This is a genomic window from Nocardiopsis sp. FR4 (assembly GCF_009830945.1).
GTDB lineage: Bacteria > Actinomycetota > Actinomycetes > Streptosporangiales > Streptosporangiaceae > Nocardiopsis.
Genome location: NZ_ML776455.1, coordinates 127,471 through 148,397 on the forward strand (window position 1 = coordinate 127,471; position 20,927 = coordinate 148,397).

The window sequence follows — 20,927 nt, forward strand, 5'->3', positions numbered from 1 at the left end:
GAGGCCGGTCTTCGGACTTGCCGGGTCCCCCTCGGCGGGGGCTCGGTTCACCGCAGCGGGCCTGTGCCGGAATCTCACCGGGCTTCCCAGATTCTCCCCTCCCGCCGTCCCCGCCGTTTCCGACGGCTGGGCGGTCAGGGCACCTCGTGCCTGTGCCCGCCACGATAACGTCAGGGCCATGGAGCCCGACACGCCCCCCAAGGACACCGTCACCGTCGTCGGCGTCGGCGCCGACGGCTGGCCCGGCCTGCCCGAGCGGCTGCGCCGACTCGTCCTGGACGCGGACGCGGTGCTGGGCGGGCGCAGGCACCTGGCGATGCTGCCGGAGGCGCCCGGGCAGCGCAGGCTGGTCTGGCCCGCCCCGCTGCGGGAGGGACTGCCGCCGCTGCTGGCCTCCCTCGACGGCGTCCGCACCGTGGCGCTCTCCTCCGGCGACCCCCTGCTGTCCGGCGTCGGCACCACGCTGATCGGCCTGCTGGGCCCGGACGCCGTGCGCGTGGAGCCCGGCGTCTCCTCGATCGCCCTGGCCCGCGCCCGGATGCGCTGGCCCGCGGAACGCTGCGCGGTGGTGAGCCTGGTCGGGCGCGACCCCCGCCTGCTGCTGCGCCAGCTGGCCCCCGGACACCGCGTCCTGGTGCTCTCCTCGGGCGCCGACACGCCCGCGGCCGCCGCCGCCCTGCTGGCCGGGGCCGGGTACGGAGCCAGCCGGATGACCGTGCTGGGCGACCTGGGCGCGGACTCCGAGTCCCGCCTGGAGGCCACCGCCGACGCCTGGCTGGCCGACCCGCCCGCGGCCGTGCCCGCGCTGCACGTGCTGGCCCTGGAACTCGCCGGCCCGCCCGGCTACGGCCTGGTGGCGGGGCTGCCCGACGACGCCTTCGAACACGACGGGCAGCTGACCAAGCGGGACCTGCGGGCCTCGGCGCTGGCCCGGCTGGCCCCCGCGCCCGGCCAGCACCTGTGGGACGTGGGAGCCGGTGCGGGCTCGATCGGGATCGAGTGGATGCGCGCCCACCCGGCCTGCGCCGCCACGGCGGTGGAGGCGAGGGCCGACCGCGCCGAGCGGATCGGCCGCAACGCGGGCCGCCTCGGCGTCCCCGGGCTGCACGTGGTCACCGGCCGCGCGCCGGAGGCGCTGGCCGCGCTGGCGGCGCCCGACGCGGTGTTCGTCGGCGGCGGCGCGACCCGGCCGGGCGTGCTCGACGCCTGCCTGCGGGCGCTGCGGCCGGGCGGGCGGCTCGTGGTGCACGGGGTGACGCTGGAGACCGAGCACCTGCTCGCGGACGCCTACCGGCGCCACGGCGGGGAGCTCACCCGGATCGCCGTGGAGACCGCCGCGCCCGTGGGCGCGTTCACCGGCTGGACGCCCGCCCGCACGGTCACCCAGTGGTTCCTGGCCCCCGGTCGCTGACCCGGGGCCGGGCCGGGTCGTAGAGGAAGGACTCACCGCCCCCGGCGGGGTCCAGGGCCCATCCCACGAGGACCACCGCCGCCTGCCGCAGACCCGCCTCCTCCACCGCGTCGGCGATGGTGGCGACCGTCCCGCGCAGCACCTCCTCGCCCGGCTGGCTGGCCCGGTGGACGACGACCACCGGGCAGTCGGCCCCGTACTCGGGCCCGACCTCGGCCATGAGCTCCCGCACCCGCCGGATCGCCAGGTGCAGCACCAGCGTGGCCCGGGTCGCGGCGAACGCGGACAGCGACTCCGTGGCGGGCATGGCCGTGGAGCGGGCCCGGGTCCTGGTCAGCACCACCGACTGCGCCACCAGCGGCACGGTCAGCTCCCGCCCCGCCAGCGCCGCCGCGGCCGCGTACGCGGGCACCCCGGGGGTGACGTCCCAGGGAACGCCGTGCGCGTCCAGCCGCCGCGTCTGCTCGGCCAGCGCCGAGTACAGCGACGGATCACCCGAGGTGAGCCGCACCGTGTCGCGGCCCCCGTCGTGCGCGGCCACCAGGTGTTCGGTGATGCGGTCCAGGTCCAGGCCCTGGGTGTCCACCAGTTCGGCGCCGGGCGCGCAGTGGGAGAGGACCCCCGGGTCCAGGTAGGTGCCGGGGTAGAGCACCACGTCGGCCGCGGCGAGCATCCGCGTGGCGCGGACGGTGAGCAGGTCGGCGGCGCCGGGGCCGGCCCCCACGAAGTGCACGGTCACGGTCGCACCCACCTCGGGGTCCACACGCGGCCCGCCTCCGAGACGCGGGTTCCGGAGGCGCCGACGATGAGCAGGCAGCGCATGTCGACGGCGGCCGGGTCCAGTTCCTCCAGGGTGGTCACGGTCAGGGACTCCCCCTCCCGGCCCACGTCGCGGCCCACGACCACCACGGTGTCGGGCTTGCGGTGCTCCAGCAGCACCCGGCGGGCGGTGGCGACCTGCCCGGTCCGCGACCGCGAGGCCGGGTTGTAGACGGCCAGGGCCAGGTCGGCCTCGGCGACGGCGCGCAGCCGGCGCTCGATCACCTCCCACGGTTTGAGGCGGTCCGACAGGCTCATCACCGCGAAGTCGCCGCCCACGGGGGCCCCGGCCCGGGCCGCGACCGCCTGGACGGCGCTGACCCCCGGCAGCACCCGGACCGGAACGTCCCGGTAGGCGGGGTCCTCGGCCGCCTCGAACACGGCCGTGGCCATGCCGAAGACGCCGGCGTCCCCGCCGGAGACCACGGCGACGCGCTCGCCGCGCCGGGCCAGGTCGAGGGCGAGGCGGGCGCGGTCGAGTTCGACGGTGTTGCCCGAGGCGTGCCGGGTGAGCCCGGGGCGCTGCGGGACCCGGTTGACGTAGGGGGCGTAGCCCACCACGTGGTCCACCCCGGCGAGCACGTCGGCGGCCTCGGCGGTGAGCCAGCCCTCGGGGCCGGGGCCCAGGCCGACCACCAGCAGTTCGGCGGCCGGTGCCGCCGCCGCCGACGCCGTCGGCTCGGGCGCGGGGCCCTCCCGCGACCGCCTGCCGTTGCGGCTGTCCCCGGTGACCAGCACCAGGGAGAAGTAGGGCACCGTCTCCGGGTCGACCTCCGCGGCCGGCAGCCGCCGCTCCCCGTCCATCGAGGCGCGCTCCACGTACACCGCGTGCTCCAGCCGCCCGGCCGCCGCCAGGGCCCGGCGCACGGCGGAGAAGGTCCGGCCCAGTTTCATGACCACGGCCGCGTCGGTGTCCGCCAGGCGGCGGGCCAGCTCCGGTTCGGGCAGGGTGCCGGGCAGCACGGTGAGCACGTCGGTCTGCCGGGCCAGCGGGGCCGCTGCGGCGGAGGCGGCGGCGGCGAAGGCCGGGACCCCGGGCACGATCGCGGTCTCGTAGCGCTCCGACAGGCGGTCGTGCATGTACATGTACGACCCGTAGAACAGCGGGTCCCCCTCCGAGAGCAGGACGACGTCGCGTCCGGCGTCCAGGTGGGCGGCCAGCCGGGCCGCCGACTCCTCGTAGAAGTCGGCCAGCGCCCCGGCGTAGCCGCCGGGGTGGTCGGTCGTGCCGGTGGTCACCGGGTAGGTCAGCTGCTCCTCGACCGCCGTGTCCGGGATCAGGCCGGCGGCGATGCGTCGGGCGTTGGACTCCCTGCCGACGCCCGCGTGGTAGGCGACCACGTCGGCCGAGGCGATGAGCCGGGCCGCCCTGAGGGTGATCAGCTCGGGGTCCCCGGGTCCGACGCCGACGCCGTGGAAACGACCGGTCACTCCTCCTCCTTCGCGAGTGCGTTGAGCGCCGAGGAGGTCATGGCCGAGCCCCCGCGCCGCCCGAGGGCGGTCACGTAGGGGATGTCGGCGCCGTACCGGTCGGCGAACTCCGTCAGGGCCTGCTTGGACTCGGCGGCGCCGACGAAGCCGACCGGGCAGCCGACGATCGCGGCCGGGCGCGGGGCGCCGTCGGCCAGCATCTCCAGCAGGTGGAACAGGGCGGTGGGGGCGTTGCCGATCGCGACCACGGCGCCGTCGAGCAGCGGCTCCCACAGGGACACCGCGGCCGCGGTGCGGGTGGTGCCCCACTCCCGGGCCAGGCCGGGGACCCGCTCGTCGCCGAGCAGGCAGAGCACCTCGTTCTCGCGCGGCAGGCGGCTCGCGGTCACGCCCGAGGCCACCATGCGCGCGTCGCACAGGATCGGCGCACCGGCCCGGAGGGCGGCGCGCGCGGCGGGGACCAGGTCGGGGTGGACCACCAGGTCGTCGGCGAGGTCGACCTGTCCGGTGCCGTGGATCATCCGCACGGCGAGCCGTTCGGCGTTGGCGGGCAGGTGCCCGAGCCGGGCCTCGCGCCGGATGATGGCGAAGGAGTCGGCGTAGATCGCCGGACCGTCGTCGACGTAGGCGTAGCGGCGGTTCGGTCTGCTCGGGGCGGTCACTGTGCTCCTTCGCATACGAGGACGCCCCGCCAGGGCGTGACGACGAGTTCACCGGCGGACGCCTCCCGGGCCAGGGCCTGGGCGGCGGACCGGTCCAGCCCCTCCTCGGGGACCGGCGCGTGCCGTCCGGCTCCGGGCAGCGGGCCGTACGGCAGCGGCGGCGCGGGGTCCGGCAGCCGGGGGTCCGGCGGTGCCGGGTCGGCCAGCGGCGCGGGGAGCTCGGTGACGTGCCACGGCGCGGCGGGACCGTCGCCGCGCCGCTCCAGGAACGCGTCGGCGAGCCGGACGAGCGCGGCGGCCGCCCCGTCGAGCGGGACCAGCGGTCCCCAGCCCGCTCCGACGCGCAGCTGGGCGGTGTCCGCGTCCAGGGCCACCAGACCCAGGTCGCAGGGGCGTTCGACGAGGTCGCCGCGCCCGTCGTCCAGGACGAACAGGAAGCGCCCGGGCAGCGCGGCGCGGTGCGGGGCGGCGCACAGCAGCGCGTCCAGCCCGGCGGCGACCGGCCGCAGGTCGGCGCGCCCCCCGGCGCGGCCGGTGAGGGGGGAGACCATCACGTTGCGGACCAGCTCGTGGGAGGGCGAGGGCAGCAGGCCGGTCTCCGCCACGGCCCGGAGCACCTCGGGGTCCAACCGCCCGTCGCGCCCGGGCAGGGCGCGCAGCTGCACGTTGGCCCGGCCGGTGGCGTACACCCGGCCGTCGCCGTGGCGCTCGGCCACGGTGGCCAGGGCGCGCAGCGCCGCGGCGGGGAGCCGCCCGCCGACGAGCCGGAGCCGCACCAGCAGGCCGTCGTCCGCCACCCAGGGCCGCAGGGCGCCGGGACAGCGGTCGCGCCGGGTGCGGGGCGGCGGCGAGGAGGAGGGGGACATGCGCGTCCTTCGGGTCGGGGACCCGTTCGCGGGGTCCGCGGGTGACCTGGCGGCCCGTCACCGCCAGCGCCAGCAGGTCTTCGGACTCGGGTTCGACCGGTGCGGAGCGCCTTCCCGGAGCGTCGCTCCAGTGGCTGCCCCGGGAAACGCGTTCCCGTGGCGTGCCCGCCCGTCACCCTCACCGCTGCGCGTCAGTCCCGGACTCCCACCGGGTTCCCTGCTCCACGGGGTGGAGTTCGACTGGCTCGACGAGGGTACCTCGCCCCTCCCGGAGCGCTTCCAGCGGTGTTCGCTCCGGTCGTGCCCGGTCCGGGCGCCCCGGCCCGCGGGGGAGGCCCCGGGCGGCCGGCCCCGGAGGGCCTCCGGGGCCGCCACGGCCCGGCCGGCACCCCCTCCGCCCCTTCCCGGACGGGGCGGGCGGACCACGGGGGTCACCCGACCCGCCGGGCGCGGTCGCCCCCGAGCACCCGGACCAGCCAGTCGACCGCGCGCCGCCACGGCGAGGACGGGCTCGCCGTCCTGCGGGAGCGCCCGCCGCGCAGGCGCGGTGCGACGCGCACGGGGGAGCGGCCCGAGAGGGGCAGGCGCAGCGTGAGCCGGTCGCCGCCGCGGGAGACCTCCAGGCGGTCCCAGGCCACAGCGTCCCCGACCACCACCTCGTGCAGAAGCGCCCCGTCGACGCGGGAGACCACGAGCAGCCGTTCGCCGTCCCGGACCATTGCCGCCTGCGCGGGGTCGGCGAACGGGCCGAAGCGCATCTCGACCACCTGTGCGCCGTCCTCGCGTCCCCGGTCCACCCGGACCACCGACGTGATCGCACCGACGGAGGCCCACGCCCCGGACCGCGGGGTGCCGACGAAGGCTGACGAAGCGAACGACATGGAGACCACCCCTTACCTTGAGTCCTCTGCGCTCAATTTAAGTGATTCAGGGTGCAGCTAGCAAGGAAACGGGTAGAAGCTCTCCCCACCGGAGCGAGCAAGGGCACTCCGCCACTCCTCTGTCGGCACGACTTCCTACAGTTGACCCTGAACACACACTCCCTGAGCACCGACCAAGCCACCCGCACCCGAGACGGCGGTTCCATGACCACTCCCCACGGCACCGGAGACACCGCGCCGACGACGAGCTGGCAGGCCCGCGCCATGGTCGCGGCGCTGCGGCTGCTCCAGACCCGACGGCTGATGTGGGCGGTCGCCTCGGTGCGCTCGGTCGCGGCCGCCCGGGCCAGGCGGGCGGCGCGGGGCGCCGGGCGCCGGGACGAGGGCCGCCCGCCCGCGCGTCTGTTCCGGGAACTGCGGATCGTCCGCGCCGAACACGCGGGCTGGCCGGTGTGGACCCTGCTCCCGCCCCGACCCCGGCGCTCCGACCGCGTGGTGGTCTACCTGCACGGCGGCGCCTACCTCTGGCAGGTCGGCGCGACGCACTACCGCTGGTGCGCCGACGTGGCCCGCGCCACCGGAGCCACCGTGGTCGTGCCCGTCTACCCGCTGGTCCCGACCGGCACCGCCGCCGAGACCGTCCCCACGGCGGCCGACCTCATCGCCTCCGTGGTCGCCGAACACGCCCCCGACGCGGTGACCGTGGCCGGGAACTCCGCCGGCGGGGGACTGGCCCTGGCCGCGGTGCAGGAACTCCTCCGGCGCGGCGCGCCCGTCCCGGCCCGCCTGGTGCTCATCTCGCCCTGGCTGGACGTCACCGTCGGCGACCCCGCCAGCGCCGACATCGACGACCCCTTCCTGGGCCCGGACGGGCTGCGCGCCTGCGGCCGCCTCTGGGCCGGGGACCTCGACCCCGGCGACCCCCGGGTGAGCCCGCTGTTCGGGCCGCTCGCGGGCCTGCCCCCCACGACCGTGTACGCCGGGGCGCGCGACGTCCTCTACCCTGACGCCGTGCGGCTGCGCCAGCGGGCCGAGGCCGAGGGCGCCGACGTCGACCTCGTGGTGCACAAGGCCATGGTGCACACCTGGCCGCTGCTCCCCGCACTGCCCGAGGCCCGCCAGATCCGGCCCCGGCTGCACCGCTCACTGGTCGGTTAGGGGTCCGACCGCCGGGGCGTCGGCGCGTACCTCCGGGACCGATCCATGTACCGCTCGAAGACCGCCTCCTCGCTGGGCGCGTCCAGCGAGGCCGTCGGCTCGGCCAGGGCGAGCAGCAGCGTGTCCTCGCGCATCGAGGCCCTGGCCAGGGCGGTGCGCTGCCACTGCCCCTCGGACAGGTCGGTGCCGCCCGGCTCCCGGCCCAGCTGGGCCGGGAGCCGCCGGGCAGCCGCTCGGCAGGGACCCGGCGTCGGCGGTGCGCACGGCCCCGCGCAGCGCCGCGCGGTCGTGCATCCGGGGCGGATCACCGATCCCGACCGTCTCCCGGAACACGGTGTGGAACCGGCCGAAGTCCTGGAAGGCCGCGCTGGAGCGGGCCCACCACCGTTCGGTCGCGATGCCGCGCAGGTCCCGGCCGCCCACCAGCACGCGCACCGCGGCCAGAGCGGCGGCGAGGAGGGGGCCCGCGGCGCCGAGCGCCCGCAGGAGGAGGAGCCGGTTCCGCACGAAGCCCACGTGTCCGCCCTTCGCCGTGTCCGTGTCCCGCCCCCGTGGCCGGATGCGGACCCGGACACCCGGCCCGCGCGCCGGACGCCCCCGGAACCGCCGGCACGCGGGGCCGGGGGTAGGCTCCGCGTCATGGACTGGCCCGAACGCCTCCGCTCCGTCAGGCGCTGGACCCGAGCCGGGGAGCGCGCCCCGCACAAGCCCCTCCTGCTCCTGTACGCGCTCGCCCACCACCAGCGGCACGGCAACGTCCCCATCGTCTACAGCGAGGCCGAGGAACGGCTCGCGCGGTTGCTCCGGGAGTTCGGCCCCCGTCAGCGCACCAGCCCCGGCTACCCCTTCCACCACCTGGCGAGCGACGGGGTCTGGCGGGTCACCACGGTCGACGGTGAGGGCTCACCGGGGTCGGGAGTGACCGTGCTGCGGGAGAAGCGGGCTATGGGAAGCCTCAGCGCGGACCTGGACGCGGCCCTGTGCGCGGACCCCGGCCTGGCCGCGCGGATCGCGCGCGTGCTGCTCGACGACAACTTCGCCCCCTCCCTGCACGCTGGGATCATCGCCCTGACCGGCCTGCGGGCGGCGCCCGAGCCGCTCTCCGAGGAGGGCGGCGTCCGCGACCCCCGGTTCCGGGAGACCGTGCTGGAGGCCTACGCCCACCGGTGCGCGTTCTGCGGCTACGAGGGCCGGCTGGACGGCGTACTGGTCGGCCTGGAGGCCGCGCACATCCGCTGGTGGTCCCACGGCGGCCCCAACGAGCCCGACAACGGCCTGTGCCTGTGCTCCACACACCACCTGCTGTTCGACCGGGGGGTGCTCGGGCTCACCGGGGAGCTCACGGTGGCGGTGTCCTCCCGGTTCGAGGCCCGCTCGGGGGCGGCCGAGGCGTTCGTCCTGTCGCTGGCCGGGCGGGACCTGCTCCGCCCGGCCCACGGGTACCCGCACGCCGCCCCCGACCACGTCGGCTGGCACACGGACCAGGTGTTCCGGGCCCCCGCGGTCTGAGGGAGGCGGTCAGCCGCCGATCCGGTCCTTCCACTGGCCGTTGGCGGTGAGCCAGTGCGGCACGAGGGTGACGGGGAAGGGGAGGCCGGTCTCGACGTCCTCGCCGTGCACCCGGACGACCTCGCGGTACTGGCAGTCCTCCAGGCGGAGCTCGATGATGCCGACCTTGTCGGGCAGCGGGCTGGTGATCCAGCAGGACGGGACGCCGAAGGCCGCGTACTCGAGGCGCTCGGTGTGGTCGTCCCGGAGAACGCCCTCGGGGGAGACGACCTCCACGGCCAGGAGAGGAGGAACGTTGAAGTAGCCCTGTGCGGGTGGACCGCGGTCGAAGACCGCGAGGTCAGGGACGCGGTGATGGCTCCGGTCCCCGTTGGGGTCGACACCCGCTCCCCCGGCGATCTCCCCATCCGAGGACCGGTGCGGTCCCGATCCGGAAGTGTCGGTGGCGGGTGCCACACTCGGCGCATGTTGGACCACATCGGCATCCAGGTCAGCGACCCAGCGGCGAGCGCCGCCTTCTACGACGCGGTCCTCGCCCCCCTGGGGGCGCGGCGCATCCTCGACTTCGGCGAGAACATCGGCTACGGCACGTCCGGGCCCGACTTCTGGATAGGGCCCACGGGCACACCGGGCGCCGCCCGGGAGTCCCACATCGCCTTCACCGCGCCCGACCGCGCGGCGGTCGACGCCTTCTTCGCCGCGGCCGTCGCGGCGGGTGCGGAGGCGCTCCACGAGCCGAAGGTCTGGCCGGAGTACCACGAGCACTACTACGGCGCCTTCGTCCGCGACCCCGACGGCAACAACGTGGAGGCCGTCGCGCACGCCCCCGCCTGAGCCCGCCCCGGGCGGGGCGGCCCGCCCGGCGTGCGCGCCTACGCCGCCGCGACCGAGCGCCCGCTCGTGGCGGCCTCGGCGGCGGCGAGCGCGCTGGTGAACGCCACCTCGCCCAGGAGGCCGGGCGCCGCCACCGAGTCCCCGGCCAGGTAGACGCCCCCGCCCCGCTTCACCGCCGGACGGTTCCGCCACGTGCTCCCGGGCAGGTCCAGCGCCCCGGTGCGCTCCCGCGCCACCTGGTCGCGCCGCCATGTCACCCGCTCCCGCCAGCGCGGCAGGCACAGGTCCAGCAAACGCTCCATGCGCTCGGTGGCCGCGGCCCGGGATTCGCCCGACCGCACCGGCAGCTGCGCCTGCACCAGCTCCTCGCCCTCCGGGGTCAGCGTGCGGTCCGCCAGCGAGTAGCGCTCCAGGAAGCCGCACTCGTCCGCGTCGAAGACCACGAAGGGGTCCCTGCCGCGCCACAGCCCCAGGTCCACCATCGGGGTGTGCCCGCTCTCCCACTCCAGCGAGCCGTCACGCAGCAACGCGCGGGCCGACGCCAGCGAGGTCGCCACGATGGTCGGAGTGCCGGGCAGTTCGTTCACCCGGGCCCCGGTCTCGATCCGCACCCCCATCGCGCGGGCCCGCCCGGCCATCCGCTCGACCAGCGACGTCCAGCCGCCGACAGGCGCGAGGGGTCGGAGTCGAACAGGACCACGCCCGTCACACGGGCCGCCACCCGGGCGGCCTCCTCCCCGAGCCGCTCCCGGGCCCAGGAACCGAAGTCGTGGTCGTGCGGAGCGCGCAGACCGCGCCGTGCGGCGGCCCTGAGCAGGGCGGCGGGGACCGTGACGAGTCCTTCCCGGTAGCGGGTCCGCACCCCGGGCAGGCCGCGGAGGGGAAACCTCCGGAGGGGCGGCAGCAGGCCGCGCTCCGCCAGCCACGCGAACAGCGGCCCGTCGCCGTACAGCACGTGCGGCCCCTCGTCGGCCACGTACGGCGGCGCGGTGGAGCGGGCCCGCCCGCCCAGGGTCCGGTGGGCTTCCCACAGGGTGACGCGTGCGCCCCTCTCGGCGCTGGCGATGGCCGCGGTCAGTCCGGCGAGGCCGCCGCCCACAACGGTGATGTCCATGCCCCTAGGACGGCCCGGGCACCCGCAGACGTGACATCTTGTCGGGGTTGGCCACCAGGTACACGTGCCGGACGCGGTCCTCGGCCACGTCCACGACCACCAGGGACGCCGCCCGGCCGTCGGCCGAGATGAGTACCGCCGGGCCGCCGTTGACCTCGGTGACGTCGACCCGGAGGTGCTCCGGCCTCGGGTCCGGCAGGCCCACGGACCGCAGGAACCGCTCGGTGTTGCGCCACTGCCCCAGCGAGGCCAGGAACCGGCCGACCTTGGCCGTCCCCTCCAGGACCCGCCGCGGCGCGCGGGCCCTGCCCCCGCTGTCGCTGACGAGGGTGACGTCCTCGGCGAGCATCGCGGTGAGCCCTTCCATGTCGCCCTCCAGGCAGGCCCGGAGGAAGCGCTCGGTGATCCGGCGCCGACGGGACCGGTCGGACTCGTACCGGGGGCGCCGGTCGCGGACGTGCTCGCGGGCCCGCCTGGCCAGCTGCCGGGTGGCGGCCTCCCCCCGGCCGATCACCGCGCCGATCTCGGCATAGGGCATCTGGAAGGCCTCGCGCAGCACGAACACCGCGCGCTCCAGCGGGCTGAGCGTCTCCAGGACCACCATGAACGCGAACTCGACCGAGTCCGCCAACTCGGCGTGGTCGGCTCCGCCGGGCAGGTCGCTGACCGGCTCGGGAAGCCAGTCCCCGACGTAGGCCTCCCGCCGGGAGCGGGCGCTGCGCAGCCGGTCGACGGCCAGCCGGGAGGTGACGGTGACCAGGTAGGCGCGCGGGTCGTCGACGCGGGACCGGTCGGCGGCCGACCAGCGCAGCCAGGCCTCCTGGACGACGTCCTCCGCGTCGGAGGAGGTGCCCAGGAGGCGGTAGGCGACGCCGGTCAGCAGGGGGCGGTGTCCTTCGAAGACATCGGTCGTCATGACAGGAAAGACGTACCACCCCGTCCGGGCGTGACACGCTCCCGGGGGCGCGTCCACGCGGGGAGCGGGTGCGTCGGGCCGGGGCGGGGCGGGGGAGTAGCGTGGCGCGGTCGGAAGGAACGCGAGGAGGGGGCGGGGTGTACCGACTGCGGAAGTGGGAGCCGGGCGACGCCGACCGGCTGCTGGAGGCCTTCGCCGATCCGGAGCTGGCCTGGCAGTCACCGTCGGTGCCGACCACGCCGGAGCAGGCCCGCGAGTGGATCGTGCGGACGCGGGTGCTGGCCGAACAGGGCCGGGCCTTCGGGTTCGCGGTCGTGGCGGGTGACGGGCCGGTCCTGGGCCACGTCCAGGTGGACGTGACCAGCAGGGTCTTCGACACGGGCTGGGTCTCGTACTGGACCCTGGCCGAGGCCCGGGGCAGGGGGGTGGCGACGGCGGCGGCGCTGCTGGTCAGCGAGTACGCCTTCGCCGAGGTGGAGCTGTTCCGGCTGGAGCTGGGCCACCGCCTGAACAACCCCGGATCGTGCCTGGTGGCGTGCCGGGCCGGGTTCCGGCCCGAGGGGATCCAGCGCGCCAAGCTCCGCTACGGCGACGAGCGCTTCGACACGGGGGAGCACGCCAGGCTGGCCACCGATCCGGTGGAGGGGGTCGCCGCGCGGCCGTGCGCCTCCTGACCACGGGGAGGCGCGGGCGCGAGCGGGGCCGCCGCGCGGTCGCGGCCGCCGCACCCGGTACCGGCGCGGCTCGGCTCCCTCCTGGCACCGGAGCGGGACACGGGGCCTGGGCACGTCCGGCGCGTGAGGCCGGGGACCACGGGAGGACGCGCAATGCTGGGCCCCGCGTCCCACGACGTTCGCGCGCCAGAGGAGTGCCCGGAGAACGGGACTGGTCCACGACGACGATGCCGGACGTGTTGTCGCTGGCCACCACGTTGCAGTCGTCGGCGGAGAAGCCGTAGAAAGAGAGGGCGTCGACGCGGATCGGCACGGTGACGTTCTGGATCTCGGCGTTGTTGTCCGCGGAGGCGGTGCCGGCCCTGCCGCGCCCACGGCGAGATCGGTGGCGAGGACGAAAGCGGAGACCTTGGCGATACGCGACACCCTTATGACCTTTGGGGAGCCCACGACGAGAGGGCTTTAGCCGCCGGAACCGACTTGGCGCAGTCAGGGGTCTGTTCGGAGTACTTCTCGGAGAGAATCCAGAGTTTCCTCCAACTTTCTTCGACTTCATGGGGGACATGACGGACATGTGCCGCTTCGGCAAGCCCTCGCGTTGTGGAACCGAAGGAACGGCGTGCCGCCATATCTGACACAGGCGTCGGAAGTGGTGTGTACGCCATCGACCGCACACGAAGGGGCCCGCACGGTACGTCACCGTGCGAGCCCCGGGAGCGCGGCTACCAGCCCTGCTGCTGCCCGTACCCCGGGTACTGCTGCTGCCCGTACCCCGGGTACTGCTGCTGGTCATAGCCCGGGTACTGCTGCTGTCCGTAGCCCGGGTACTGCTGCTGTCCGTAGCCCGGCTGCTGCCCGTACCCCGCGTAGGGGTCCTGCTGCTGGCCCGGGGGCTGGTACGGCTGCTGCTGCCCCGAGACGGGTTCCTGGCGGTGGCCCTCGGTCCGCTCCGCGGCCCCGCCGCCCTTCCCGGCGTCCGGGTCCGGCCGGAAGACGAACAGACGGGCGGGCTTGTCGATCTCATCCCCCGGAGTGATCAGGTCAAGCCGCCAACCGGCCTCCTCGATCCCCTCCAGGATGCGGGTCAGCCCGGGACGCAGCTTGCTGGAGGGCTCGTCGTAGGCGTTCACCTCCAGCTGGACGATGAACATCCGGCGCTTCTGCTGCGCGGCGACCTTGGCGTGCTCGACGACAGTGCTGTCCCTCACGACCTGCGTGACGCTCATGAATAACCGTACCCATCTGCTCTGCGCGGAGCTTGCCGTACCCGTCGGGCGATACCCGGTCATCCGCGTCCACCGTGGCGGGATTCCGCCGGGCTCCGCCACCATGATGCCCCCTGCGGATACGTATGGCCACAGAAAGCCGCACGAACGCCCGGCGGACGCGGTCAGGAGGCGGCCGCGCGCACCGCCTCGAACACGGGCGTCTCCCCGTTCACCAGGTTGAGAACCCCGCCGACCGTCCCCGGTTCGTCCAGGAGGGCGACGATCACCGAGGCCACGTCGTCCCGGGTCACCGAGTCGCGCTCCACCTCCGCGCCCAGCGCCACCCGGCCGGTGCCCGGGGCGTCGGTCAGCCGACCGGGGCGCAGGATCGTCCAGTCCAGCTCCAGCCCCCGCTCGCGCAGGTCGGCGTCGGCGGCGCGCTTGGCCTCCACGTAGGCGGCCCAGACCTCGTCGGTGCCCTCGGGGACGGGCTCGTCCACACCGATGGCCGAGACCTGCACCAGGCGGCGCACGCCCGCCAGGGAGGCGGCGTCGGCGGTCAGCACCGCGGCCTTGTGGTCCACGGTCTCCTTGCGGGCCGGGCCGCTGCCCGGGCCCGCGCCCGCGGCGAACACGACGGCGTCGGCGTTCATGATCTTCTCGGCCAGCTCGGTGACCGTGGCGCTCTCCAGGTCGATCACGACCGGTTCGGCACCGGCCTCGGTCACGTCCGTGGCGTGGTCGGGGTTGCGGATGAGGGCGACGGGTTCGTCCCCGCGGTCGGCCAGCTGTCTGGCCAGGCGCAGTGCGATCTTCCCGTGTCCTCCGGCGATGACGATACGCATGGGAGGAAGCGTATGCCCTCGCGGACGGGGAGGCCGGACACGCGGCCGACGCCCCGAGCGGATGTTCCGCGCGCCGACCGCCGCCGGGGGCCCGTCCGGGGCCCCGGCGGACCGGCTACGCGACCGTCCAGGTGTCCCCGCTGGCCAGCAGCTCCGCCAACTCACCGTCACCGCGCTCGGCCCGGGCGTCGGCGACCTGCTCGTTGACCAGGTCGTCGTAGGTGGGACGGCGCACGTCCCGGAACACACCGACCGGCACGTGCTCGAAGGCGGGCTGGTCCAGCCGTGAGAGCGCGAAGGCGTACCCAGGGTCCTCCCGGTGCGCGTCGTGCCGGATCAGCCTGTCCTCGCCCACCGCGGCCACGTCCGCGACCTCCAGGCCACCGAACTCCCCGGCGACCACGCCCCGGTCCGGGCCCAGGAGCAACGGCTCGCCGTGCTCCAGGCGCAGCAGGCGGGTGTCGCGCGCCGCCGGGTCCTTCAGCGGCTCGAACGCGTCGTCGTTGAAGATCGGGCAGTTCTGGTAGATCTCCACGAACGAGGCGCCCGGGTGGTCGGCCGCGGCCCGCAGCACCGAGGACAGGTGCTTGCGGTCGGAGTCCACGGTGCGCGCCACGAAGGTGGCCTCCGCGCCCAGCGCCAGCGACACCGGGTTGAACGGCTGGTCCAGCGAGCCCACCGGGGAGGACTTGGTGATCTTCCCCGGTTCGGAGGTGGGGGAGTACTGGCCCTTGGTCAGCCCGTAGATCCGGTTGTTGAACAGCAGGATGTTGATGTTGACGTTGCGGCGCAGTGCGTGCACCAGGTGGTTGCCGCCGATGGACAGGCCGTCGCCGTCACCGGTCACCACCCACACCGACAGGTCCGGACGGCTGGTGGCCAGCCCCGTCGCGATCGCCGGTGCGCGCCCGTGGATCGAGTGCACCCCGTAGGTGCTCAGGTAGTAGGGGAAGCGCGACGAGCAGCCGATCCCCGACACCATCACGATGTTCTCGCGCGGTACGCCCAGCTCGGGCAGGAAGGACTGGAAGGCGGCCAGGATCGCGTAGTCCCCGCAGCCGGGGCACCAGCGCACCTCCTGGTCGGACTTGAAGTCCTTCATCCTGTACTCGGTCTCGCTCCTGGGCACCAGCCGGAGCCCGCCCAGGCCGCCCCCGCCGTTCCCCGACGCGTTCTCAGTCACGGTCGATGACCTCCTGCAGTACGCCCGCGAGCTCCTCGGCCTTGAACGGCAGGCCGCGGACCTTGTTGTAGCCGATGACGTCGACCAGGAACCTGCCGCGCAGCAGCAGGGCCAGCTGGCCCAGGTTGATCTCGGGGACCACCACCCGCTCGTAGCGGTGCAGCACCTCGCCGAGGTTGGCCGGGAACGGGTTCAGGTGCCGCAGGTGCGCCTGCGCCACCCGGCCGCCCGCGCGGCGCACCCGGCGCACGCCCGCGGTGATCGACCCGTACGTGCCGCCCCAGCCCAGCACCAGCACGCGCGCCTCGCCGCCGGGGTCGTCCACCTCCAGTTCGGGAATGTCCCGCGCGATCGCGTCCACCTTGGCCTGGCGGGTGCGCACCATCAGGTCGTGGTTGGCGGGCGTGTAGGAGATGTCACCGCTCTGCGCGTGCTTCTCGATCCCGCCGATCCGGTGCTCCAGGCCGGCCGTGCCCGGCACCGCCCAGGGGCGGGCCAGGGTCTCCTCGTCGCGCAGGTAGGGCAGGAAGCTCTCCCCGGGCCCGTTCGGCTCGGTCGCGAAGCCCGGGTCGATCTCCGGCAGCTCCGACACCGACGGCAGCCGCCAGGGCTCCGACCCGTTGGCCAGGTAGCCGTCCGAGAGCACGATCACCGGCGTGCGGTAACGCACCGCGATCCGCACCGCCTCCAGGGCCGCGTCGAAGCAGTCCGCGGGCGAGGACGGGGCCACCACCGGGACCGGCGACTCCCCGTTGCGCCCGTACAGGGCCATGAGCAGATCGGTCTGCTCGGTCTTGGTGGGCATGCCGGTGCTGGGACCGGCGCGCTGCACGTCGATGATCACCAGCGGCAGCTCGGTCATCACCGCCAGGCCCACCGTCTCCTGCTTGAGCACCATGCCCGGGCCGGAGGTGGTGGTCACCCCGAGGGAGCCGCCGAAGGACGCGCCCAGGGCGGCGCCCACGCCCGCGATCTCGTCCTCGGCCTGGAACGTGCGCACCCCGAACCGCTTGTGCCGGGACAGCTCGTGCAGGATGTCCGAGGCCGGGGTGATCGGGTACGACCCCAGGAACAGGGGCAGCCCCGACCGCTTGGACCCGGCGATCAGGCCGTAGGCGGTGGCCAGGTTGCCGGTGATGTTGCGGTAGGTGCCCGAGGGGAGCCGTGCGGGCTTGATCTCGTAGGAGACCGCGAAGTCCTCGGTGGTCTCACCGAAGTTCCACCCCGCCTGGAAGGCGGTCAGGTTGGCCGCGAGGATGTCGGGCTTGGCGGCGAACTTCGACTTCAGGAACGAGGTCGTCCCCTCCGTCGGCCGGTTGTACATCCACGACAGCAGGCCCAGGGCGAACATGTTCTTCGCCCGCTGCGCGTCCTTCTTGGAGATGTCGCAGTCGGCCAGCGCCTCCACCGTCATGGAGGTCAGCGGCACCGCGCTCACCTTGTAGCCGTCCAGCGTCCCGTCCGCGAGCGGGTCGGCGGTGTAGCCCACCTTCGCCAGACTGCGCTTGGTGAACTCGTCCGTGTTGACGATCACCGTCGCGCCCCGGGGCACGTCGCCCAGGTTGGCCTTGAGCGCCGCGGGGTTCATGGCCACCAGCACGTCGGGGGCGTCACCGGGGGTCATGATGTCGTGGTCGGCGAAGTGCAGCTGGAAGCTGGACACCCCGGGCAGGGTCCCCGCCGGGGCGCGGATCTCCGCGGGGAAGTTCGGCAGGGTGGACAGGTCGTTGCCGAACGACGCCGTCTCCTGGGTGAAGCGGTCACCGGTCAGCTGCATGCCGTCGCCGGAGTCCCCGGCGAAGCGGATGATGACGCGGTCGAGCTGTTCGATCTGTTTGGCCACTGAGATCGACGACCTCCTTGGTGAGCCGCCGGTCGTGACGGGCGGCGGCGCTCGGGTGTCAGCCCCCGACCGGACCGCGCCATCGCGGGCCGGGTGCCTGGTTCGGGGACGTGGGGACAGCGTGCGGCCCTCGCGGTCGCCGGATGCGCCAACCCGGTCTCGCACGTCAAGGCCGGGTCGTGAAGGGGCCAGCCTTCAACGACACGGCCACCCGCGCACCGGACCGAGGGGAAGGGCTCCCGACGACCTGGTGCGCGCGGTGATAAGGGCCACGTTCGCACTATAGGTCGTCGTGCGCGGCCGGGCGCCGCCCGGGTGGCGATTGTCACACCCCGGTCGGGCCGCGGTCGGCTCGCACGGGGGTCCGGGCCGGTCACGGGGCGCCGGGAGGGGCGGTGTGACCGACGGCCGGCCACACGGGGAACGCGGGACCCAGACCCACACGTTTGTCACCATGTACGCATCCAGGTCGGCGTGAACGAGGAGGTGGCGGCGTGCACGTCAACATGGCCCGGGCGGCCGGTCTGTTCGCCGGCGTCGCGGTACTCGTCCTCGCGGCCGGCTGGGTGTGCGGTGCCGAGAAGGGCGTCCAGTACTCCGTGGCCCTCGTGGTGTGCGCCGGGGTGCTGGTCTACCTCTTCGGCGACTCCCTGGCGCTGCGGGCCATGCGCGCCCGCCCGGTGGGCGAGATCGAGCAGCCGGAGCTGTACCGCCTCGTCCGCGAGCTCGCCACCGCGGCCCGGCAGCCGATGCCCCGGCTGTACCTGTCGCCGGTGCGCTCACCCAACGCCTTCGCCACCGGCAGGAGTCCCCGCCGCGCCGCCGTGTGCTGCACCACGGGCCTGCTGCGCACCCTCGACGAACGCGAGCTGCGCGGGGTGCTCGCCCACGAACTGGCGCACATCCGCTCCCACGACACCCTGATCAGCTCGGTGGCGACCATCCTGACCGGGACGGTCGCGGCCGTGTCCGCGCTGGCGTTCCTGCTGCCGCTGGGGGAGTCGGAGGAGACCGACATGCCCAACCTGCTGGGCGGCCTGATGATGGCCCTGCTGGCGCCCCTCGCGGCGCTGGTCGTCTACTTCGGTGTGGGACGCCGGCGCGAGTTCCGGGCCGACGAGCGCGCGGCGCGGCTGACCGGGGACCCGCTCGCCCTGGCCCACGCCCTGCGCAAACTGGACGTGGGCGCCCGCCGCTACCCGCTGCCGCGGGAGCGCGGCCTGCTGGCCTCGGCGCACCTGATGACCACCAACCCGTTCCCCTGCGGGGTGGGCCGCCTGTTCGCCGCCCACCCGCCGACCGACGAGCGCGTGCGGCGCCTCAAGCTCCTGCGCCGCGAGTGGGACCTGGGCGGACAGTGACGGCCGCCCACCGGGGGTGGACGGCCGCGCGCACGCCGGTCGGGGACGCTACCGGTAGTTCACGAACTGCAGGGCCAGGTCGAAGTCCTTCTCCTTGATGAGGTTCTGGACGGTCTGCAGGTCGTCCTTCTTCTTGGAGCTGACCCGCAGCTCCTCCCCCTGGATCTGGGCCTTGACGCCCTTGGGGCCCTCGTCGCGGATCAGCTTGGAGATCTTCTTGGCGTCCTCGGAGGTGATGCCCTCCTTGAGGCCCACGGGCAGGCGGTACTCCTTGCCGGAGGGCTTCGGCTCGTCGCCCGGGTCCAGGATCTTCAGGGAGAGCTTGCGCTTGACGAGCTTCTCCTTGAAGACCTCCAGGGCGGCGTTGACCCGCTCCTCGGAGTTGCCCCTGATCTCGATCCCGCTGTCGCCCTGCCAGGAGATGGTGGTCCCGGTGCCCTTGAAGTCGAACCTCTGGGCAAGCTCCTTGGCGGTCTGGTTCAGGGCGTTGTCGACCTCCTGACGGTCGAGTTTGGAGACGACGTCGAAACTGGATTCGGCGGCCACGTTCGCTCACACCCCGCTGGTTCTCATGGGTCGCGGGCGCCCGTGGACGCCCGCGTGGGTACTGGTCGGCCCGCGCCGCAACCCGGTGCGGGCAGGACTTCAGAGCTTAGCCGCGGCCCGCCCGGGGTGTCCGGACGACCGGTCGGGGGCGCGCCCGCCCAAACGATTTCAGGTTCGGGCGGATCATCCGCTATTCTCGGTGGTGCGCCGCGAGGAACACAGCGGACGCAGCCCAGGCAGGTTGCCCGAGCGGCCAATGGGAGCGGACTGTAAATCCGTCGGCTTTGCCTTCCAAGGTTCGAATCCTTGACCTGCCACGCTGGGAGAGGGCCCCGGTGTCCAGCAGAAGTGCTGGACACCGGGGCCCTTTGTGTTCGCGGCAGCGGCCGGGCGGTACCGGCGGACGCTCTGAGGCGGGTGAAGGTGGATGCGCCGGGAGCGGGGAGGCGCAGGGCGCACCTGCCGTCGGCCGCGGGGGCGCGGCCCGTCCAGGACCCGGCGCCGACACCCCGGGAATTCGGATGATCTCATGTCCATCTCTTGTGGATCACGTGCGTGCAACGGAGGTTTCGCGCCGCGGTCGCGTGGGGACGGCGTGCGGGGCTCGGGGCGCGGGGGCCTCGTTCCGCGGCTTCCCTTCCCGCGCGGGCGGATCGGGGGCGGGTGTGCGTGATGGGTGCGTGGATAGCGGATGGTGTGTCCGCTTCGTCGTTCTGCCCCCGTCTTGGGCGAGAGGCAGCTTTTTGCGAGGGTCGCGCGAAAAGACATTGAATGAAACTGTTCGTGTGCGCGCGAAAAGAATGATCGAGGCAATTCGGACAAAATAATTTCCGAGTTTCGGCGTTGACAAAAACCAGGGGGCGGCTGATGATTGTCCCAGTCCACCGCGACACAGGTGCAAGAAGCGCCTGCGTCTTTTTCTGTCGACACCTCGTAACCGATACTCGGGGGAAACATGATCAAGAAGATGGCCGCTGCTGGCCTGGTCGCCGGTGCCGCGATGGGCGCGCTCCTCATGGGGGCTCCTGTTCACGCCCACGGTTCGCACGGTGGTGACCAGCAGTTCAACCAGAACCTGCAGCTGGTTCCGATCCAGGCCTGCAACGTGAAGGCCAGCGTCGGTGTGGTTTCGGTCAACATCCCGATCCTGTCGCCGCAGTCCGCGGGTAAGTGCGTGAACGGCCCTATCGGCACCAACATCAGCTAGTTCCGGCAATACGTCCGACCGAGACAATATCTCAAACTTTTCCGAAGGGTAGTTCCAATGCTGCGTAAGCTCGGGGTTGCTGGCCTTGTCGCTGGTGCCGCCTTCAGTGTCGTCCTCTCCGCCTCGCCGGCCTCCGCCAGCGATGGCCAGCAGTTCAACCAGAACCTGCAGCTGGTGCCGATCCAGCTCTGCAACGTGCAGGCCGCGGCCGGCCTGGTCGCGATCAACCTCCCGATCTTGTCGCCGCAGACGACGGGTGCCTGCATCAACGGCCCCGTTGGCACCAACATCGACTAGGAGGTTCTCGACATGCTGCGCAAGTTGACGGCCGCCACCGCGATCGCCGGTGTCGCCCTGGGTGCGGTGCTCGCTGCCTCGCCGGCCTCCGCCAGCGGTGGCCAGCAGTTCAACCAGAACCTGCAGCTGGTGCCGATCCAGCTCTGCAACGTCGACCTGGCT

21 protein-coding genes, 1 tRNA gene, 2 pseudogenes and 2 riboswitches are annotated in these 20,927 nt (G+C 74.0%); of the genes and pseudogenes, 9 read left to right on the forward strand and 15 right to left on the reverse strand.

Annotation, left to right across the window (positions count from 1 at the left end):
- Positions 1–5: 5 nt before the first annotated feature.
- Positions 6–94, reverse strand: a riboswitch (cobalamin riboswitch).
- 84 nt (positions 95–178) lie between these two features.
- On the forward strand, positions 179–1,411 hold the full coding sequence (cbiE, locus tag FYW95_RS02755; protein ID WP_159941415.1) for a precorrin-6y C5,15-methyltransferase (decarboxylating) subunit CbiE: 1,233 nt from the start codon (positions 179–181) through the stop codon (positions 1,409–1,411).
- On the opposite strand, the gene FYW95_RS02760 is transcribed toward cbiE, so the two are convergent.
- From FYW95_RS02760 to FYW95_RS02780, 5 genes are all read right to left on the reverse strand, one after another.
- Complete coding sequence (locus FYW95_RS02760) at positions 1,380–2,162, reverse strand: cobalt-precorrin-4/precorrin-4 C(11)-methyltransferase (protein WP_159941416.1); 783 nt, start codon at positions 2,160–2,162, stop codon at positions 1,380–1,382. The genes cbiE and FYW95_RS02760 overlap by 32 nt on opposite strands.
- The gene (locus FYW95_RS02765; protein WP_159941417.1) at positions 2,147–3,661 is read right to left on the reverse strand and encodes a precorrin-2 C(20)-methyltransferase; all 1,515 of its coding nucleotides are present in this window, start codon (positions 3,659–3,661) and stop codon (positions 2,147–2,149) included. The genes FYW95_RS02760 and FYW95_RS02765 overlap by 16 nt, the downstream gene beginning before the upstream one ends.
- Entirely contained in the window at positions 3,658–4,323 is a 666-nt protein-coding gene (locus FYW95_RS02770; RefSeq protein ID WP_159941418.1) for a precorrin-8X methylmutase, read from the reverse strand. Before FYW95_RS02770 ends, FYW95_RS02765 begins: the two co-directional genes overlap by 4 nt.
- Complete coding sequence (locus FYW95_RS02775; RefSeq protein ID WP_159941419.1) at positions 4,320–5,189, reverse strand: nitrite reductase; 870 nt, start codon at positions 5,187–5,189, stop codon at positions 4,320–4,322. Before FYW95_RS02775 ends, FYW95_RS02770 begins: the two co-directional genes overlap by 4 nt.
- A gap of 53 nt (positions 5,190–5,242) precedes the next feature.
- A riboswitch (cobalamin riboswitch) is annotated at positions 5,243–5,449 on the reverse strand.
- A 171-nt stretch (positions 5,450–5,620) separates the two neighbouring features.
- Positions 5,621–6,070, reverse strand: a complete 450-nt coding sequence (locus FYW95_RS02780) for a hypothetical protein (protein WP_159941420.1) — start codon at positions 6,068–6,070, stop codon at positions 5,621–5,623.
- Positions 6,071–6,274: 204 nt separating this feature from the next.
- Here FYW95_RS02780 and FYW95_RS02785 point away from each other — a divergent pair, with 204 nt between their 5' ends.
- A complete protein-coding gene (locus tag FYW95_RS02785) occupies positions 6,275–7,228 on the forward strand; it encodes an alpha/beta hydrolase fold domain-containing protein (RefSeq protein WP_159941421.1) in 954 nt (317 codons plus the stop codon).
- On the opposite strand, the gene FYW95_RS02790 is transcribed toward FYW95_RS02785, so the two are convergent.
- The gene (locus tag FYW95_RS02790; RefSeq protein WP_159941422.1) at positions 7,225–7,536 is read right to left on the reverse strand and encodes a hypothetical protein; all 312 of its coding nucleotides are present in this window, start codon (positions 7,534–7,536) and stop codon (positions 7,225–7,227) included. The two genes, FYW95_RS02785 and FYW95_RS02790, sit on opposite strands and share 4 nt — an antisense overlap.
- A 331-nt stretch (positions 7,537–7,867) precedes the next feature.
- On the opposite strand from FYW95_RS02790, the gene FYW95_RS02795 reads away from it, so the two are divergent.
- Complete coding sequence (locus FYW95_RS02795) at positions 7,868–8,737, forward strand: phosphorothioated DNA-binding restriction endonuclease (protein WP_159941423.1); 870 nt, start codon at positions 7,868–7,870, stop codon at positions 8,735–8,737.
- Positions 8,738–8,746: 9 nt separating this feature from the next.
- Here the strand turns inward: FYW95_RS02795 and FYW95_RS02800 are convergent, their stop codons facing one another.
- The gene (locus tag FYW95_RS02800; RefSeq protein WP_236567655.1) at positions 8,747–9,214 is read right to left on the reverse strand and encodes a Uma2 family endonuclease; all 468 of its coding nucleotides are present in this window, start codon (positions 9,212–9,214) and stop codon (positions 8,747–8,749) included.
- Here FYW95_RS02800 and FYW95_RS02805 point away from each other — a divergent pair.
- Positions 9,203–9,571: a VOC family protein gene (locus FYW95_RS02805; RefSeq protein ID WP_159941424.1), complete on the forward strand. Its 369-nt coding sequence runs from the start codon at positions 9,203–9,205 to the stop codon at positions 9,569–9,571. The two genes, FYW95_RS02800 and FYW95_RS02805, sit on opposite strands and share 12 nt — an antisense overlap.
- Positions 9,572–9,609: 38 nt before the next feature.
- Here the strand turns inward: FYW95_RS02805 and FYW95_RS02810 are convergent.
- Together FYW95_RS02810 and sigJ are read right to left on the reverse strand one after the other, a co-directional pair.
- Positions 9,610–10,685, reverse strand: a pseudogene (locus tag FYW95_RS02810) (FAD-dependent oxidoreductase).
- Between the two features lie 4 nt (positions 10,686–10,689).
- Positions 10,690–11,601 carry an RNA polymerase sigma factor SigJ gene (gene sigJ, locus FYW95_RS02815; RefSeq protein ID WP_159941425.1) on the reverse strand — a complete coding sequence of 304 codons (912 nt, stop codon included), beginning with the start codon at positions 11,599–11,601 and terminating at the stop codon, positions 10,690–10,692.
- A 137-nt stretch (positions 11,602–11,738) separates the two neighbouring features.
- On the opposite strand from sigJ, the gene FYW95_RS02820 reads away from it, so the two are divergent.
- Complete coding sequence (locus tag FYW95_RS02820) at positions 11,739–12,275, forward strand: GNAT family N-acetyltransferase (RefSeq protein WP_159941426.1); 537 nt, start codon at positions 11,739–11,741, stop codon at positions 12,273–12,275.
- Positions 12,276–12,489: 214 nt separating this feature from the next.
- Here the strand turns inward: FYW95_RS02820 and FYW95_RS27960 are convergent.
- From FYW95_RS27960 to FYW95_RS02840, 5 genes and pseudogenes are all read right to left on the reverse strand, one after another.
- A pseudogene (locus FYW95_RS27960) lies at positions 12,490–12,701 on the reverse strand (hypothetical protein); the annotation flags it as partial.
- Positions 12,702–12,997: 296 nt separating this feature from the next.
- On the reverse strand, positions 12,998–13,501 hold the full coding sequence (locus FYW95_RS02825) for a hypothetical protein (RefSeq protein ID WP_160049957.1): 504 nt from the start codon (positions 13,499–13,501) through the stop codon (positions 12,998–13,000).
- A 164-nt stretch (positions 13,502–13,665) separates the two neighbouring features.
- Positions 13,666–14,328 carry an SDR family oxidoreductase gene (locus tag FYW95_RS02830; protein WP_159941428.1) on the reverse strand — a complete coding sequence of 221 codons (663 nt, stop codon included), beginning with the start codon at positions 14,326–14,328 and terminating at the stop codon, positions 13,666–13,668.
- A 115-nt stretch (positions 14,329–14,443) separates the two neighbouring features.
- Positions 14,444–15,511 (reverse strand): 2-oxoacid:ferredoxin oxidoreductase subunit beta, encoded by a 1,068-nt coding sequence (locus tag FYW95_RS02835; RefSeq protein WP_159941429.1) that lies wholly within the window; start codon positions 15,509–15,511, stop codon positions 14,444–14,446.
- A complete protein-coding gene (locus FYW95_RS02840) occupies positions 15,504–17,354 on the reverse strand; it encodes a 2-oxoacid:acceptor oxidoreductase subunit alpha (protein WP_159941430.1) in 1,851 nt (616 codons plus the stop codon). Before FYW95_RS02840 ends, FYW95_RS02835 begins: the two co-directional genes overlap by 8 nt.
- A 494-nt stretch (positions 17,355–17,848) precedes the next feature.
- Here FYW95_RS02840 and FYW95_RS02845 point away from each other — a divergent pair, with 494 nt between their 5' ends.
- Entirely contained in the window at positions 17,849–18,715 is an 867-nt protein-coding gene (locus tag FYW95_RS02845) for a M48 family metalloprotease (RefSeq protein WP_160049958.1), read from the forward strand.
- Between the two features lie 48 nt (positions 18,716–18,763).
- Here the strand turns inward: FYW95_RS02845 and FYW95_RS02850 are convergent, their stop codons facing one another.
- Positions 18,764–19,261, reverse strand: coding sequence for a YajQ family cyclic di-GMP-binding protein (locus tag FYW95_RS02850; RefSeq protein WP_159941432.1), 498 nt, complete (start codon positions 19,259–19,261; stop codon positions 18,764–18,766).
- A gap of 235 nt (positions 19,262–19,496) precedes the next feature.
- Between FYW95_RS02850 and FYW95_RS02855 the strand changes: the two genes are divergently transcribed.
- The 3 genes from FYW95_RS02855 (at position 19,497) to FYW95_RS02865 (ending at position 20,765) form a co-directional block, all read left to right on the forward strand.
- Positions 19,497–19,578: transfer RNA gene (locus FYW95_RS02855), tRNA-Tyr, on the forward strand.
- A gap of 638 nt (positions 19,579–20,216) precedes the next feature.
- Positions 20,217–20,468: a hypothetical protein gene (locus FYW95_RS02860; RefSeq protein ID WP_159941433.1), complete on the forward strand. Its 252-nt coding sequence runs from the start codon at positions 20,217–20,219 to the stop codon at positions 20,466–20,468.
- Positions 20,469–20,525: 57 nt separating this feature from the next.
- A complete protein-coding gene (locus FYW95_RS02865; RefSeq protein ID WP_159941434.1) occupies positions 20,526–20,765 on the forward strand; it encodes a hypothetical protein in 240 nt (79 codons plus the stop codon).
- Positions 20,766–20,927 lie beyond the last annotated feature (162 nt).